Here is a 15,364-nt window from a genome sequence, read left to right as displayed (position 1 = left end):
ATTATAGCTTACTTTTCCGGCTTTTTAGTACATTCTAGTACATTTTTAGATTAAATTAGATTAAAAATACTGAATTTTAGGTAAAATTATCGGCAAAATTAAACAGTTGAAATTTACACAAATTCTGGATTCAGAAATGATTATGGTGAAGAATATTAAAGCATAAGTTTAGTGATTAAACGCTTACCGTTTTATATCTTGTAATGGTGTGCTAGACCGCAGTTGCAGTCTAATTAATAGTTATGCCGCTCAAGCTATTGGTAAGGGCAGTATCGTGAAGCTTTATGTCTGTGTTCAGCCATTAAGGATTTTAGAAATGCAGTATGCAAACATTGGAAAGCGTTTCTTAGCTTTTCTCCTTGACTTGGTTATCTGGTTTGTCTTAGCCTCAATCGTCTATGCGTTACTATTGGTGTTTTTTTCAGCGTTATTGACAAGCATTACGACCAGTTCTGAAGCCAGCGATCAACTAGGTTTTTTGATATTGATCGTTGTGGGTTGGCTTTACCACTCGATCAATCATAGTTCTCCTAGACAGGCTACGCTAGGTAAAAGAGCCTTTGGGCTTACTGTATCTGACCTAAATCAAAATAAAATATCTTTTGGCAGGGCAACAGGAAGGTATTTTGCTTTTGTATTCTTCACGTTATTAGCTCTGGCTGACTTTCTTCCAGTTCCCTTCACTGAGAAGAGTCAGGCACTTCATGATTTGATTAGTGGAACTGTAGTTTTTGAAAAAAAACACCAAAATAAAGAGTGAACACTGATGTTATAGGTTGGTTTAACGCAAGTAAACCCAACCTCTTTTTTCACTCACAATCTTATCTATTTCCACCATGCCAATGGGATGATTGGAGACAGAGCGATCGCCTACGACACGCTAGGCGATCGCAAATTCTTTTTTCTGATGAGCGATCGCCTAAAATAAAAGAGCGATCGCCTCCCGATCTAATTCACAGCCAACAAACCCGACATATTCAGCACTTTGTTTTGACAATCATATTTTTTTAAGATGCTTTACTTGACATTTTCCTTCTTTGTTCATGCCATTTTTTTGCACTTTCTTTAAGTTCCTCTATTTGCTCAAAATCTACCTGCATCACAGCCGTTTTAAACTCCAACCCCAAAGCAAAGCTAATATCAAGTATTTCCACAAAACTAGCTGTTTGATAATTTTTAGCCTCATGCTCCTTAATCCGATTTTCGTCAATTCCTAGCATTTCAGCTAATTCTTTTTCACTCATTTTGGCGGCGATCCGGGCTTTAATTAAAGCATCTGGCAGTTTATTCAAATTCTCAACTACAATTTCGATCGGCTCGCTCTTATCACAATTAATCAATCTTTCATATTCAGCTATTTCTTCATTTAACTGATCCAAATGGCATTGTATTGCACCTCTACTTGCATCCCATTTGAGAAAGTCCTTTCTTTTTGCTTCTTCATCCTGCTCCATCGCTGCTAGAGTTTTTGTGAATTTTTCTACCCATTCTTGACTAACTTCATACTGTAATTCATTTTTAATCATGGTGACCACCTCATTAAATCTATTGCTATGATTCCTTTCTTATTTTTATTTCTATCCTTTTGAAAAAACTCAAAAGAATTATCTCCGTAATTACCTACGGGTTGATCCGCTGGGAAAATCTCGCCTTTATATTTGGCTTTTTGAGCATTTCGGTCATAATGATTAAACAATCGAGGAGCATTAACTCTCAGATTATTCATGTCTACAGTTTCGCGATCGTAACAAGCATCAAAATCGTTAGGGTTTGGTTCAATAGTAACAAAACTACCATTAATATAAATAGTCCTACAACCTGCTGCTTTCAACTGAGTCATTGCTAGTTCCAACCCATTTATCATATTCTGTCTTCTAAGATTTGTATTAAATCTCTCATTAAACTCCTCCCATTCGCAAAAATGAACTCCTGGTGGTAGATTGCCATTTTCATCAAATTCTGGAATCACTTCCTCACACTCATGTTATAAATTAATTGTTATTTATCAATCATACCATAGTTAATTCACTGCTATCTCGTAGGTTGAGCCATTTACACTATATCAATGCGATGATTGAACAGGTAGCGATAATGCTCCGCTCGCTATCGCGATCGCTGCCTAACCATTGTGATATTGCCTTGCCGCTAGCTGCGCGATCGCAAATTCTTTTTTCTGATGAGCGATCGCCTACAACACGTTATGCGATATGCCTCCCTTCCGCTGCGCGATCGCAACAGCAGGCATAAAGAGCGGCGATCGCCCACACCATAACTTACTCTTTAATAGTTTCTGTTGCTGCTCGATCTTTACCTTTACCCTGAAGTCTAACTAAACGTTGCTCCCGCACACCAGATTCTACCATCGCAATTAATTCATCAAGCTGGAGTGTAAGCAAGTCGATCTGTTGGTTAACTTCGCGCCACCTAGCCACACTTCGCGCTCTCGTCTGGGGATCGGGTATTTGAGATTGTTGATTCATGGCAAATTCCAATTTTGTTTGGTTTCAGAAATGCTTGCCTCGACAGCACCGATCAATGCCTCAGTCTGTTCAATGGTTTGAGCTAATAAGTTTAGCATAGCATCGGTCGCCATCGGCTGGTATTCAGCTATCCCAAGTGCCAAGGTATGTAAACGCGAGTAAGGCATTCTGAGTCTCTCGACACTGCTTTGCATTTGGTCTAATTCGGGCAGGGTTTCCTCATTCTCGCCAAACCGTTCAAATAGAGCAAACTCAGTAGCTTTGGCTTCATCGATCAGTTCTACCAACCGTCGCTGCAAGTAAAAGATAGTAGTTAAAGTTTGGTCTGGTAATTTGGCCATTATGCCGCAGATCTAGAGAAGACAAGACTACATCATACCTAAGAAAGCTGCAACTACCACGCATAAACAGCGATCGCATCCTAACCAGTGCGATATACTTCCATAACGCTTGCGCGATCGCAAATTCTTTTTTCTGATGAGCGATCGCCGTCTGAAGTTGGAGCGATAGGCGTGAGTCGCCAAGTAAATACCTTGCGCCAAATGTGAGTATCTAGTAAAAGTTTCATTCTAAAACTTCCCACGGTTGGGCAACAGGAGCAATTAAATCTCCTAATATTTCACCGCTTCCTTTCATTGCGCCAAATGCAGGGCGTGGAGCTGGCGCGATCGCAGGATAAATAATCACTAATGGTTTTCCTTCATGAATGACAGTGAGAGGGGTTTTGGTACGTTCGACCTCTATAAATAGAGTCTGGAGGGTTTGGGGTAATTCAGTCGTGGTAATTTGTGACATTTTTTGACCGTTCACAATCTTACTGTATTTCTAGTATGATAATCCGATGATTAGACAAAGAGCGATCGCCCATAAGCAAAAGGCAAGGCACACCCTTTCCACCATGCCAATGAGATGATTGGACACGGAGCGATCGCTTACGACAAGCTTGGCGATCGCACTGAGGGATGCGCTACTCACGTATCGCACATCGTGGGTCGATTAGATCGATTACAATATAATAAACATGCTTTTACCCAACCATCAGTTATGCTGCGAGAAAAGCTTAAACAGGAATTAGACAGATTAAACGAAGACCAACTTAAGAAAATTGCTGATTTCATCACCTTAATTGAGTCTGGTTCCGATCGGATTACATCATCTTTTGTTCCCTTTTGGCAAACGGCAACAGCAGCAGAACGAGCTAGGGAGTTCCGCGATTGGATTGCTCAACTCCCTACAACAAGTGTAAGCTTACCTGATGAAGCCTTTAGCCGCGATCTGATTTACGAAGAATGACAAGATATCTGCTAGATACCAATGTTGTCTTGCGTTTTTGTAACACTTCGGATCTGCAACATCATCTTGCTACAGAAGCAGTATATCATTTACTAAACCAAGGGAATGAATGTTTTTTGACAGCGCAAGTATTGATTGAACTTTGGGTAGTTGCCACACGACCAGTTGAAGTAAATGGCTTAGGATGGACTACTTCAAAAACGCGAAACATAATAGACGAGCTTCTTAATCGCTTCCCATTGATAGAAGAATCCCCACAGATTTTTCCCAATTGGTTAGAGTTGGTCACAAATGGCAAAGTTATGGGTAAACGTACTCATGATGCCCGTCTCATTGCCGTCATGCTTGCAGGTGGAATTACACATCTTTTGACCTTCAATCCAAGTGATTTTACAGTCACGTCAAGCATTACAGTTGTACATCCGCAGGAATTAGTGACACCTGAAGTCAATGAGCCATGACCTGACTTTTCACAGCAGACTCCCAAGCATTACAATGCTTGCACGGATAACGATCGCCTTTCCTTCTAAATTAGGTTGAAGCACGTTAACCAAAATCTTTTTTCACTCACAATCTTATCCATTTCCATCATGACAATGCGATGATTGGACACAGAGCGATCGCCTTGCAAACCTTGGGGATGAGCGAACTTCCATAAACATCGATGTCTGCGATACAATAAAGGTAAAAATCATCATTAATCTTTTAACATGATGAACCTAGAGTTGTCGCAGTCCGATCCATTCCACAACCTCAAGGTGACGCTCTTGCTAGAATCACTCACATCGGGGCAAGTTGCGGCATCTGTTAGAGAGTTTCCCGACTGTCGAGTCAAAGCAGAAACACGAGAAGCCGCGATAATGCTCCGCATCGCTATCGCGAACGCACAAATTCAAGCTACCTTTTTAGAACGGCTAAAAAATATTGAAGCGATTACATGGAACGTACCAATTCAGACTTCAGAACCTAATTGGATGAAATTTGCAGGTGTGTTTAAAGACGATGCTGATTTTGTAGCAATTATGGAGTCAATTCGCGCCGAACGCACCTCAGATGATGACTCGGAAGTCGATCCTTCCTATTACCTGTAGAGGCGATCGAAAGTGTGTCGATATATTCAAAGATACCGATTGCGTTTCACTGATTCTCTACAATCATCCCCAACTTACTGCTAAGGCGGCAAAGCATCCATTTGCCGTTACGATTATCACTGTTCAAGAACTCTTCAATGGCTGGGTTGTCAGAATTAACGATCCTTCCCAAGTGCATAACCTACCTGCACTCTATTCACAACTTTGGACAACAGTAAAATATCTCCAAACTATTGAGTTACTGGACTTTACACCCGAAGCTGATACTTGTCTCAAGAAACTGTTAAAAGATAACCCACCCTTACGGAAAAATCGCCTGCAAAAAGATATGCGAATTGCAGCCATTGCCTTGTCCATCGGTGCTACCATTGTCACTCGCAACCAACGAGACTTTGGTCAAGTTCCCGGACTCTCCATCGAAGATTGGACGCTGTAGCGATCGCTGCTCTCCCGTAGGTTGGGACCTTGGAACGAAACCCAACATCGATCGGCGTTTAGTGTTGCTTTGGGAAAGAGCGATCGCCGCACCTTCGGATTGCAATTACGGTATAATACGTGAATGTGACCTAGTAAAAATTGCACAGAAATCATGACTATTGATATAGAAATTTTTCAAACCATCCTCAAAATGCCAGAATCTTTAAAAAAAGAGATACTGCATTATGCAGAATATTTAATTGAAAAATACACAAAACCTGAATCATCTCAAGAACAACCTGAACGACTTCACGGTTATGGTAGTTGGGCTGGTCAGATCGTTATGTCTGATGATTTCGAGCAACCACTCGAAGATCTAAAGGAATATATGTAACATGGAATTCCTTTTAGATACTCATGCCTTTCTTTGGTATTTGCTTGGCGATTCCAATCTAAGTAGTAAAGCAAAAGAAGCGATTGATACTAAAACAGGTTGGTATTTTAGTATTGCCAGCCTTTGGGAAATTTCGATTAAAATTAATCTCGGTAAGCTGCAACTGAATCGACCATTTCAAGACCTGCGGCTGGAATTGCAATACATTAATATTCAGCTGCTACCAATTGCATTTGAAGACATCCAGTTGTATGCAAATCTTCCTCTACATCATAGAGATCCTTTCGATCGCATTTTGGTAGCACAGGCGATGAATCATTCTCTTGTTTTAATTAGTCGCGATGGGGCATTTGATGCTTATCCAGTTCAGCGGCTGTGGTCATGAAGAACGAGATATACTAGCGATCGCCCCTCAAATCAAATACCAAACAGTGCAATGATTCTAAGGGTAGCGATTGCCTATGGAACGCTGGGCGATCGCACCAGTCACAATCAACACCCCTATGAAAATATTAGTCCTAAATGCCGGATCGAGCAGTCAAAAAAGTTGCCTCTACGAACTAATAGGAGCGACTCTTCCAGAACATCCCCCAAAACCTCTTTGGGAAGCTCAAATTGACTGGACGCACCAAGAACTCAAAGTCAAAACTGCCCAAGGAAATGTAATAAAAGAAACATTGCCTTCCTCTTCTCGTGCGGATGGCACTGCTCAAATGCTGGCAACTCTTTGGAATGGAAAAACTCAGGTAATAGAAAATCCTGGGGAAATTAACATCGTCGGTCATCGGGTGGTGCATGGGGGAGAAGAATATCGACAAAGCACATTTGTTACCAAGGAAGTTAAGGATGCGATCGCACATCTTTCCATCTTCGCTCCCGTCCACAATCCCGCTAATCTAGAAGGCATCGCAGCGATCGAGAAAATCTTGCCAACCGTTCCGCAAGTAGTAGTATTTGATACCGCCTTCCACGCAACCCTGCCCCCCGCTGCGTTTGTCTATCCGGGGCCATACGAATGGCTGGAAATGGGGATTCGCCGCTATGGCTTTCACGGCATCAGCCATCAATATTGCGCCCAGCGCGCGGCTCAAATTCTCGGTAAAGACTTAAACCGATTACGTATAATTACCTGCCATCTAGGTAACGGTTGTTCCCTCGCAGCAGTACGTGAAGGTCGCAGCATCGACACCACAATGGGGTTCACGCCCTTGGAAGGATTGATGATGGGCAGTCGTTCCGGTTCAATTGACCCCGGTATTTTAATTCACCTGCTGCGGCAACCAGATTACACAGTTGATAAGTTGGATGATATTCTGAATCGCCAGTCGGGTTTAAAGGGCGTTTCCGGCGTCTCGAATGACATGCGGCAAATTGGGGAAGCGATGGCAAATGGTAGCGATCGCGCCCAACTAGCGTTTGATATCTTCATCCATCGCTTGCGGTCTAGCATCGGTGCGATGCTCGCCAGTTTGGGAGGATTAGATGCATTAATTTTTACCGCAGGCATCGGTGAAAATGCTTACGAAGTGCGGGCAGGTGCTTGCGAAGCATTTGGCTTTCTGGGATTGAAACTAGATTTAGAACAAAACCAGGAGAAATTGTCAGAAGATCGAGATATTGCAACGCCAGATTCAAAGGTGCGAGTATTGGTGATTCATACACAAGAAGATTGGGCGATCGCGCAAGAATGCTGGCAACTTGCTCACAGTAGTTAACGCAAGTTGCTAGTTATCTCAAACGTGCAGCTAATTGCTAATCGCTAATAGCTAATGTCAGGAAAAATACTATATTAGCAATTAGCAATTAGCAATTAGCGTTAAACAATTTGGTACGGTCGCATCATCTCGTGGTCTTCGTGAGAAAGGATGTGGCAGTGCCAAACATACTCTCCCGGCAGGTCGAACTTAGCGACGATGCGGGCAACTTCCCCTGGATTCACCACTACCGTGTCTTTCCAGCCAGCCTCATTGGCAGCAGGTGGCTTCGGCTGTCCGAGAAGGTTAATATTAGTTAAAGGTGCCGTTGGGGATAGCTGATTCGCCGTAAACTTCTGCCGATTGAGAATTTGGAACGAGGTTTCGTGCAAGTGGATGGGATGGGCGTCGGGGGTGGTGTTGTAGAATTCCCAGACTTCGGTATTGCCCAACTTCACATACTCGGTAATCGGGTCTTCCCACTTTAAGGCACCATTGGCGACGGTTCCGAGTTGAGGTTTGATGCGTCCGGCATCATCGGTTCCCTCGAACAAAGCCAGTTTTTTAGTTATTGGCTGCCCCGTTACTGGATCGATCGTGGGGGTTAAAGGTGCGATCGCTGCTGGCTGATTTGCCCCTCCGCGCAAAGTTGCAGGCACCGGCGTCAGCGGATAATTCGGGTCTAAAGGCTTATTAACGCGAAACGCCATAATCTGCCCCGTCGTTTGCGGATCGAGGATCGTTGGTCGGCGCATCGGTCCGGCGGCGTTATTTTGCATCACGATTGTTTTCCCCGCCAATTTGGAGAAATCAACCACAACATCAGCTCGTTCCCCCGGAGCAAGGAACAATTTATTCACATCTACCGGCGCATTCAGCAAGGCGACATCTGTCCCAATTTGGGAGAACTTCACTCCCTTGTCAAAGAACAGATTGTACGACCGCGAATCAGATCCGTTCAGCAAGCGGAAGCGATATTGGCGGGGTTCTACATCCAGCACAGGCCAAGCTTTGCCGTTAACTAGGATCGTATCGCCGAAAAACTCCGGCAGGACGCTGGGATTCGGTGCGCCCGGAACTGGCGGGGCGGATGGGTAGAAAAGCTGACCGTTTGCAGTAAACTGGCGGTCTTGAATCGCCAAGGGAATTTCATAGGAGCCACCTGGAAGTCCGAGGGGATTGCCTTCATTTTGTGGCGTCCTCAGATCGTCGTGACCGCCGGTATCGTACCGATCCCTAACGATGTAAAAACCTGCCAAACCAGCGTAAACATTCAGGCGAGTGATGCCCAGAGCGTGGTCGTGATACCAGATGTTACCCGCTTCCTGGTCGTTGAAGTAAGTATAGGGTTGAACGTTCCCATTGTTGATCGCCAGCCTTCCCCCTTTGCCAGTAGAAGTAAACCAGGCATCTGGAAGGCCGTCGTATTGGGATCTATTACGTCCGCCATGTAGGTGGGTGACCACGGGAACGCCGTCGTTGCTGATGGTATAGTTAGTGCCTGTAAAAGCCCAGTGCAACGAGGTATCTACCGGCAGCAGGTGTTGTTTCGGGAGATTGCTAGTCCAATTAACCGTAATGGGTACATCCTTCTGCACCACGATTGCAGGTCCAAGGTAATTCAGACCAGCAGCATCCCAAAGCGGAGCCGAAGGACTATGGTAACCCCACGCCTGCCCTTGGGGTATTCCCGTCCCCAATCCAAAATTATGGGTACCCTGGCTGATCGAGATGTTGAACCTACCTCCATTCCTGGCATCAATAAAGAATCCAGGCGCCAGGAGGTTCGGTAATGGATTAACGAACTTGGGAACCGTTTGGGGATTTAGCAAAGGTGGCACGGGTAATGGAGCCATCGCTTGGTTTCCTCCAACCAGCCCAAGCATAGCGGCATTTTTGTCGGTAACCATATAGATAGTTTTCGTCTTTATTTAATCTGAATTAGCGCTTATTCCCTTCCCACCCTTAGCCGGGGAAGGCAGTAGGTAGACATCAACAAACACAGCTATATAAGTTAATAAAAACTAATCTACTTTAGCTGTTTTGCCAATTTTGCCAGTTTTTACAAAAGCTTACATATCCGAGTTTAATTATAATCGCCTACTTGCTTAAAGTATAAATTTCTGCTGCCTGTTATTTAATTAATTAAATCTGAAGAAATTCCCCATTGGATAGCTGATTTGGCACCTGGCAATTACGTCAAAATTAATACACTTTAAATCGAGATCGGTTTAGCTTTTCAATCCTGTATATCTACTCAGCCAAAGAGCGCTTAGTAAAATCCCATAGGGCGCATGTAAAAATTTAAATCAGGACACTGGAGAGCTGCGTGCCTCGACACAAATCTTTTTTTTCTTTAACCTGTCTTTAGACAGGGACGCGGGCTTCCTCGCCCGCTTGACCGAAATAGCTAGATACCCAACTTCTCGCGAGAAGTCGGGTATCTGGGTGTTCTGTTTATTTAGAAACACCTACGGGACTTACGCAAAGAAACAAAGGTGATCCGAAAAATCGTTGGGAGAGGAAACTCGAGATATGCCTCCCTTCCGCACTCGCGTTCGACGGTCGAAACCGGGTTTCTGGCCTCGTCGTGGGTAAGTCCTGACCTAATTACTTTGAGCGCGAGGGTTTCAACCCATTTCGATAAGTTGAAGCTAGGTGCGATCGCTATTATTTTGATTTTGGTCTTGCCCTTGCTTTTGAGCAGCTAATTCAGCCTTAGCTTGTTGCCAAAGATGTTCCAATTCATCTAACGTGTAATCAGACAGGGGCCGGTCTGCTGCTGCTTCCATTTTTATCAGTCGCTGAATAAATCTTTCGTTTGTGCCTTGCAAACCTGCTGCCGGATCGAGGTCATACCAACGAGCTAATTGAATTATAGCAAATAGTAAATCTCCCAACTCAGCTTGCTGTTCTGCTTTTGTTTCGTGAGCGATCGCATGTTGAAATTCCGCCAATTCTTCCTGAAATTTCGCCCAAACACCCTCGATATTTTCCCATTCAAACCCGACTGCTGCCGCTTTTTGGGAAATCTTCATCGCTGCTGTTAACGGCGGTAGAGTACGGGAATATCGACTGAGTTTAGAACTGAGTAACTGTTGTGCTTCAGGAGTTTCACCTTTTTCTGCCGCTTTGATTTGTTCCCAATTTTGCCGGACTTCATCTACACTCTGGACTTCCAGACCTGCAAACACGTGAGGATGACGGCGAATTAACTTCTGGGCAATACCTTGCGCCACCTCTTTCAGGCTAAATTGACCATATTCCCCAGCAATTTGAGCTTGCAGTACTACCTGTAACAACAAGTCCCCCAACTCTTCGGCGATCGCATCTTGATCTCCACTACGAATTGCATAGACTGTCTCGTAGGCTTCTTCAATCACATAAGGTATCAGAGATGCAGGCGTTTGAGCCAAATCCCAAGGACAACCCCCATCAGGACTTCGCAACTTAGCCACCACCTCAATTAGCCGTCGCAGTGCGTCAATTGCAGACTCAGTCGATGCCTCAAAATTGGACATAGAAAAACACCCTGCAAAACCCCCTCTTCATCTTATCTTCGCGTCCTTGGCGTCTTGGCGGTTCGTTTCTCTCTTACCCTTGGCGTCCTTGGCGTCTTGGCGGTTCGTTTCTTCCTCACCTTAGCCTGAAAGCGCTTGTAGACACTCCCGCCCCAGTCGCTGAGATAATGACTCATTGCCCCCAATTCCAAACCGAGAAAAACAGCAATCGATTCTCCATAGTGCTGTTGCAGGTGGGCGATCGCTAATTCTGCTATTTCCTCAGATGTCCAGGTTACATCCCAAACCGCTTGGGCAACGAGTAACCCCAAAAATCCTACCACCGCGATCCAACCCAGAAGGTAGAGACTTCGCACCACCGTACCGATAATTACCCCATGAGACAGCATCGACCGATGGCGCAGGCTTTTTTGGTAAGGTATCCACATCCACCGCAAGAAGCCCCAGCGTTGATATTGCCGCGAGTAGATATCCAAGTCTGGACCAAACATCAACCCCGCGAATAAAAAGCTTCCCGACAGCAACAAGGTTAAATTGCCGTTGTGCGTAAGCGCGTAAGTACCGCCCGCCACAACAGGCAAGCTCCACAACGTGATGCGATCGTGCGTCCGACCAGAGGGCATGAACTTTGGTTCTGTATCACCAGAAAAATATTCTCGAAAAATACTATCGCTTTTCTCGCGACCCTGTGCTATGATAAGAAAGTCGGTTAAACACCGGGCGGTTAACTCAGCGGTAGAGTATCTGCCTTACAAGCAGAGAGCCACTGGTTCAAATCCAGTACTGCCCATCCCTTATTATATAAGCTTTTCAGGGGTTTACAGTCATGCCCGCAGCGGGCGCAGGGTAAACAGAAGGTAAACAGAACTTCAGTTGCCTTGGCTGTAATCACCTTTTTTCGTAAGGGTTGAATCCTTGCCAAGGGTAAACGGAAGGTAAACAGATCGAGCTACAAGGCATCAAACTGCATTACGTCACCCAGGGAGAAGGGCCGTTAATGCTGATGTTGCACGGTTTTCCGGAATTTTGGTATTCCTGGCGACATTTAATCTTGGAATTTGCTCAAGATTATAAGGTCGTTGCTCTCGATTTGCGCGGTTATAACGACAGCGATAAACCATCGGAAAAATCGGCGTATGTGATGGATGAGTTTATCAAAGATATCGAGGGTGTTATTAAAGGACTGGGATACTCTAGTTGCGTGTTAGTTGCCCATGACTGGGGGGGTGGTATTGCTTGGTGTTTCGCCTACGCCCATCCCGAAATGGTAGAACGCTTGAGCGTGATGAATATCCCCCACCCGGCTAAATTTGGTTCTGGGTTAATGACGCCTCAACAGTTGCTCCGCAGTTGGTATATTTTCTTTTTTCAATTACCAATTATACCATAATTGCAGTTGCAATGGAACAATTATCAATCAATTGAAACTGCTTTCAAAGGAATGGCGATTGATAAAACAGCTTTCACCCAGGAAGATATTAATGCCTACAAAGAGGCGGCAGCAAAACCCGGTGCTTTAACGGCGATGTTGAATTATTACCGCAATGTTTTTCAGCATGGACTCTTAAATCGCTCCTGGGGCGTCCTCGATGTTCCTACTTTGATGATTTGGGGGGAAAACGATACGGCACTTGGTAAGGAACTCACCTACGGAACAGAAACTTTTGTGAAGGATTTCCAAATTAAGTACATTCCCAATTGCAGTCACTGGGTGCAGCAGGAACAGCCACAATTGGTAATTCAGTATATGCGCGAGTGGCTAATGGCTAATCGCTAATGGCTAATGGCTAATGGCTAATGGCTAATGGCTAATGGCTAATGGCTAATGGCTAATGGCTAATGGCGTTCCCAGGTGACCGCCTGGGGAACGAGGGTAATTAACCGACTAAATTCTATCAAATCAGTTTGTTTTAACGGACTTTCGCTAAAAGCCCTTGGAATTTATTCCCTGGCGGGTTTGATACGAGGCAATTACCGATTACCTTTATAGTCCATTGCCAATTAAAATAAATGCTGCCCAGTAGTAGGGATGAGCAAATTGCGGCTGATTGCTAGCAGTTGCCGAGGGATTGCCCTTGAGCAAACTCAGTTGTGCTTGTCGCAATGCTGCGGTTTTTGTGATATTCCCATTGGCTAAATTGCTGTAGAAATTTTGCATTAACAGACTGGTACTTCTATCGCTCACTTGCCATAGAGATGCCATTACTGCTTTAGCTCCTCGATTGAGAAAATAATAGCTAATGCCTGCTATTTCTAAACCATCGGCGTCGGGGCCACCTAGTGCTGTTTCGCAAGCGGATAAGACGACTAAATGCACGTCGCTTAAATCTTGTAAGGTTTCTATTTGGGGTATGGTTAACTTTTCACCCGTGCCTAATAAAAGAAAGGATTCTTCTGGGCGTCCCCGGACGAAATCTCCGTGGGTGGCGATGTGCAATATCTTTTTTCCTATTAAGTTATCGCGCAATGTGGCAAAGTCAAAGGCACCGTTGAGGAACTTGGTACCGGGATATATTCCTTGGGTATCGGTGGGTTGATTTCGCACGATCGCATCTAATTCTGCTGGTACGTTGGGGAGGGAATTAAAGCCTGCAACGGCATTGGATAATCCTAATGCTAGAACGGGGGTGTTTTGCGTGCCGGAAGGGAGGCGATCGCGCAAGTCTGTCAGGTCGGCTGATAGCACTGTAGAAACGCTATAGTTTTCAATCAAATATTGTTTGCCATCAAACAAAGCGCCGATCGGTATGTAGCGCGTTACCTGGTCTAAGGAGAAGACTAAATTTTGAATCTTATTGGCTTTTAATTCGGGTTCGAGGGGTTTAATGAGCCAGTCGTAAAGTTTTTTTCCTGCTGTTTGAACTTCGTTAATTCCTGAATTAGAATCTTGCACGACTTGGCGAAATTCTACGACTGCTTGCCCTAGTTGACGCCGATTGACAGGAACTTGGATGCTTTTGATTATGCCCCCTTTTGATGCCCACAGCAGCCAGATTTTGTCTTCCAGGACAAAGGGATAAATTAGTATTGTATTGGGTTGAGATTCGACTATTTCTTTGGCTTTGCGACCGGCGAGGGTTTCGGGATTGAGGAAGGCGCGGTCTTGGGCTAGGCGATCGCTTATCGGTTTTTTCAATGCCTGCACAGTCTGATTATACTGCTCGGTCACAGCTTGTAGCTGTTCGTTGAGTTGGCTTAATTGACTGCACTGGGTTTGCTTGCACTCATCTACCTGCCGTCCAAATGCTATCAAGCTGCCATATTGTTTAATAATCTGTTCCTCGGTGGCATTTAAGGCAATGCCGGAAGTTTGACCCCCCGCCCTGGCATTGCGGGTGTAGTCGCGTAATTCTTGGTTTTTCAGGAGTTCTAATACTTCTTGCGCTTCTAAAATTCGTCCTTGAGCTATTAATAAATCGGCTAAAGCGCGATAGCTGCCTGCAACGGTTTGTGTATAGGATTCCTGTTGTACTCGTGATAGCACTCGTAAATCTTGCCGAATTGTTTCTGTAACATTGACCGATTGCTTGTAGAAAGCGATCGCTAATTCTGGCTGGTTCTGTTTGGCTAGCAAGTCACCTATGTTACTGAGAGTCCTCCCTTCCCCCGCTTTGTTGCCAATTTCCCTGTGAATGGCTAAGGCTTGCTGATAGAATTCTAGGGCTTTGGGATACTGAGCTAGATTGAGGTAAACTTGCCCAATATTGTTGAGAGTATCCCCTTCCCCCACTTTATTGCCAATTTCCCTGTGAATGGCTAAGGCTTGCTGATAGAATTCTAGAGCTTTGGGATACTGTCCTAGATTGTTATAAACTAACCCAATGCCGCTGAGAGTCGTCGCTTCCGCCGCTTTGTTGCCAATTTCCCTGTGAATGGCTAAGGCTTGCTGATAAAACTCTAAGGCTTTGGGATACTGAGCTAGATTGTTGTAAACTGACCCAATGTTGCTGAGAGTCGTCGCTTCCGCCGCTTTGTTGCCAATTTCCCTGTGAATGGCTAAGGCTTGCTGATAAAACTCTAAGGCTTTGGGATACTGTCCTAGATTGCGGTAAACTGACCCAATGCCGCTGAGGGTCTGCCCTTCCCCTGCTTTGTTGCCAATTTCCTTGTAAATGGCTAAGGCTTGCTGATAGAGTTCTAGGGCTTTGGGATACTGAGCTAGATAAAGGTAAACTAACCCAATGTGGCTGAGAGTCGTCGCTTCCCCCGCTTTGTTGCCAATTTCCCTGTGAATGGCTAAGGCTTGCTGATAAAACTCTAAGGCTTTGGGATACTGTCCTCGATTGTTATAAACTAACCCAATGCCGCTGAGAGTCGTCGCTTCCGCTGCTTTGTTGTCAATTTCCCTGTAAATGGCTAAGGCTTGCTGATAGAGTTCTAGGGCTTTGGGATACTGAGCTAGATAAAGGTAAACTAACCCAATGTGGCTGAGAGTCGTCGCTTCCCCCGCTTTGTTGCCAATTTCCCTGTGAAT

General features: G+C 44.8%; 20 protein-coding genes, 1 tRNA gene and 1 pseudogene. 12 read left to right on the top strand and 10 right to left on the bottom strand.

Going from position 1 to position 15,364, the window contains the following annotated elements; translation table 11 throughout:
* Positions 1 to 208: 208 nt before the first annotated feature.
* On the top strand, positions 209 to 760 hold the full coding sequence (locus MiSe_RS27795; protein WP_226586606.1) for an RDD family protein: 552 nt from the start codon (positions 209 to 211) through the stop codon (positions 758 to 760).
* On the top strand, positions 757 to 1,011 hold the full coding sequence (locus MiSe_RS27790) for a hypothetical protein (protein WP_226586604.1): 255 nt from the start codon (positions 757 to 759) through the stop codon (positions 1,009 to 1,011). The genes MiSe_RS27795 and MiSe_RS27790 overlap by 4 nt, the downstream gene beginning before the upstream one ends.
* Here MiSe_RS27790 and MiSe_RS27785 read toward each other — a convergent pair.
* Entirely contained in the window at positions 1,008 to 1,526 is a 519-nt protein-coding gene (locus tag MiSe_RS27785) for a helix-turn-helix domain-containing protein (RefSeq protein WP_226586601.1), read from the bottom strand. The genes MiSe_RS27790 and MiSe_RS27785 overlap by 4 nt on opposite strands.
* Positions 1,523 to 1,969 carry a DUF6932 family protein gene (locus MiSe_RS27780; protein WP_226586599.1) on the bottom strand — a complete coding sequence of 149 codons (447 nt, stop codon included), beginning with the start codon at positions 1,967 to 1,969 and terminating at the stop codon, positions 1,523 to 1,525. Before MiSe_RS27780 ends, MiSe_RS27785 begins: the two co-directional genes overlap by 4 nt.
* Before the next feature lie 101 nt (positions 1,970 to 2,070).
* On the opposite strand from MiSe_RS27780, the gene MiSe_RS27775 reads away from it, so the two are divergent.
* Positions 2,071 to 2,247, top strand: a complete 177-nt coding sequence (locus tag MiSe_RS27775) for a hypothetical protein (protein ID WP_226586597.1) — start codon at positions 2,071 to 2,073, stop codon at positions 2,245 to 2,247.
* Between the two features lie 26 nt (positions 2,248 to 2,273).
* Here the strand turns inward: MiSe_RS27775 and MiSe_RS27770 are convergent, their stop codons facing one another.
* The 4 genes from MiSe_RS27770 to MiSe_RS27755 all read right to left on the bottom strand — a co-directional run bounded on the left by MiSe_RS27770 (position 2,274) and on the right by MiSe_RS27755 (position 3,275).
* Positions 2,274 to 2,480 carry a hypothetical protein gene (locus MiSe_RS27770; protein ID WP_226586594.1) on the bottom strand — a complete coding sequence of 69 codons (207 nt, stop codon included), beginning with the start codon at positions 2,478 to 2,480 and terminating at the stop codon, positions 2,274 to 2,276.
* Positions 2,477 to 2,821 carry a hypothetical protein gene (locus MiSe_RS27765; RefSeq protein ID WP_226586592.1) on the bottom strand — a complete coding sequence of 115 codons (345 nt, stop codon included), beginning with the start codon at positions 2,819 to 2,821 and terminating at the stop codon, positions 2,477 to 2,479. Before MiSe_RS27765 ends, MiSe_RS27770 begins: the two co-directional genes overlap by 4 nt.
* A gap of 80 nt (positions 2,822 to 2,901) precedes the next feature.
* Positions 2,902 to 3,048, bottom strand: a complete 147-nt coding sequence (locus MiSe_RS27760) for a hypothetical protein (protein WP_226586590.1) — start codon at positions 3,046 to 3,048, stop codon at positions 2,902 to 2,904.
* A complete protein-coding gene (locus MiSe_RS27755; protein ID WP_444980560.1) occupies positions 3,045 to 3,275 on the bottom strand; it encodes a type II toxin-antitoxin system Phd/YefM family antitoxin in 231 nt (76 codons plus the stop codon). Before MiSe_RS27755 ends, MiSe_RS27760 begins: the two co-directional genes overlap by 4 nt.
* 114 nt (positions 3,276 to 3,389) lie before the next feature.
* Here MiSe_RS27755 and MiSe_RS27750 point away from each other — a divergent pair, with 114 nt between their 5' ends.
* The 7 genes from MiSe_RS27750 (at position 3,390) to MiSe_RS27720 (ending at position 7,390) form a co-directional block, all read left to right on the top strand.
* The gene (locus tag MiSe_RS27750; RefSeq protein WP_226586586.1) at positions 3,390 to 3,773 is read left to right on the top strand and encodes a hypothetical protein; all 384 of its coding nucleotides are present in this window, start codon (positions 3,390 to 3,392) and stop codon (positions 3,771 to 3,773) included.
* Complete coding sequence (locus tag MiSe_RS27745) at positions 3,770 to 4,234, top strand: type II toxin-antitoxin system VapC family toxin (RefSeq protein WP_226586582.1); 465 nt, start codon at positions 3,770 to 3,772, stop codon at positions 4,232 to 4,234. Before MiSe_RS27750 ends, MiSe_RS27745 begins: the two co-directional genes overlap by 4 nt.
* A 249-nt stretch (positions 4,235 to 4,483) precedes the next feature.
* Positions 4,484 to 4,864, top strand: a complete 381-nt coding sequence (locus MiSe_RS27740; RefSeq protein WP_226586580.1) for a hypothetical protein — start codon at positions 4,484 to 4,486, stop codon at positions 4,862 to 4,864.
* On the top strand, positions 4,827 to 5,300 hold the full coding sequence (locus MiSe_RS27735) for a type II toxin-antitoxin system VapC family toxin (protein ID WP_226586578.1): 474 nt from the start codon (positions 4,827 to 4,829) through the stop codon (positions 5,298 to 5,300). Before MiSe_RS27740 ends, MiSe_RS27735 begins: the two co-directional genes overlap by 38 nt.
* 153 nt (positions 5,301 to 5,453) lie before the next feature.
* On the top strand, positions 5,454 to 5,675 hold the full coding sequence (vapB, locus tag MiSe_RS27730; RefSeq protein ID WP_226586577.1) for a type II toxin-antitoxin system VapB family antitoxin: 222 nt from the start codon (positions 5,454 to 5,456) through the stop codon (positions 5,673 to 5,675).
* Position 5,676: 1 nt separating this feature from the next.
* Positions 5,677 to 6,060: a type II toxin-antitoxin system VapC family toxin gene (locus MiSe_RS27725; RefSeq protein ID WP_226586576.1), complete on the top strand. Its 384-nt coding sequence runs from the start codon at positions 5,677 to 5,679 to the stop codon at positions 6,058 to 6,060.
* 118 nt (positions 6,061 to 6,178) lie between these two features.
* Positions 6,179 to 7,390 (top strand): acetate kinase, encoded by a 1,212-nt coding sequence (locus tag MiSe_RS27720; RefSeq protein WP_226586667.1) that lies wholly within the window; start codon positions 6,179 to 6,181, stop codon positions 7,388 to 7,390.
* A 101-nt stretch (positions 7,391 to 7,491) separates the two neighbouring features.
* Here MiSe_RS27720 and MiSe_RS27715 read toward each other — a convergent pair whose 3' ends face one another.
* The 3 genes from MiSe_RS27715 to MiSe_RS27705 form a co-directional block, all read right to left on the bottom strand.
* Positions 7,492 to 9,255, bottom strand: a complete 1,764-nt coding sequence (locus MiSe_RS27715; protein WP_226586575.1) for a multicopper oxidase family protein — start codon at positions 9,253 to 9,255, stop codon at positions 7,492 to 7,494.
* 768 nt (positions 9,256 to 10,023) lie between these two features.
* On the bottom strand, positions 10,024 to 10,890 hold the full coding sequence (gene mazG, locus MiSe_RS27710) for a nucleoside triphosphate pyrophosphohydrolase (protein ID WP_226586574.1): 867 nt from the start codon (positions 10,888 to 10,890) through the stop codon (positions 10,024 to 10,026).
* A gap of 32 nt (positions 10,891 to 10,922) precedes the next feature.
* Complete coding sequence (locus tag MiSe_RS27705; protein WP_226586573.1) at positions 10,923 to 11,513, bottom strand: metal-binding protein; 591 nt, start codon at positions 11,511 to 11,513, stop codon at positions 10,923 to 10,925.
* Between the two features lie 95 nt (positions 11,514 to 11,608).
* On the opposite strand from MiSe_RS27705, the gene MiSe_RS27700 reads away from it, so the two are divergent.
* Positions 11,609 to 11,680, top strand: a tRNA-Val gene (locus MiSe_RS27700).
* 153 nt (positions 11,681 to 11,833) lie between these two features.
* Positions 11,834 to 12,667 (top strand): annotated as a pseudogene (locus tag MiSe_RS54025) (alpha/beta fold hydrolase).
* 207 nt (positions 12,668 to 12,874) lie between these two features.
* Here the strand turns inward: MiSe_RS54025 and MiSe_RS27690 are convergent.
* A partial coding sequence (locus MiSe_RS27690; RefSeq protein ID WP_226586571.1) for a CHAT domain-containing protein occupies positions 12,875 to 15,364 on the bottom strand: 2,490 nt, incomplete at its 5' end.

The sequence above is a fragment of the Microseira wollei NIES-4236 genome (assembly GCF_020521235.1).
Taxonomy (GTDB): domain Bacteria; phylum Cyanobacteriota; class Cyanobacteriia; order Cyanobacteriales; family Aerosakkonemataceae; genus Microseira; species Microseira wollei.
Note: the sequence above shows the minus strand (reverse complement) of the source record. Positions and strands in the feature narration are given on the sequence as shown.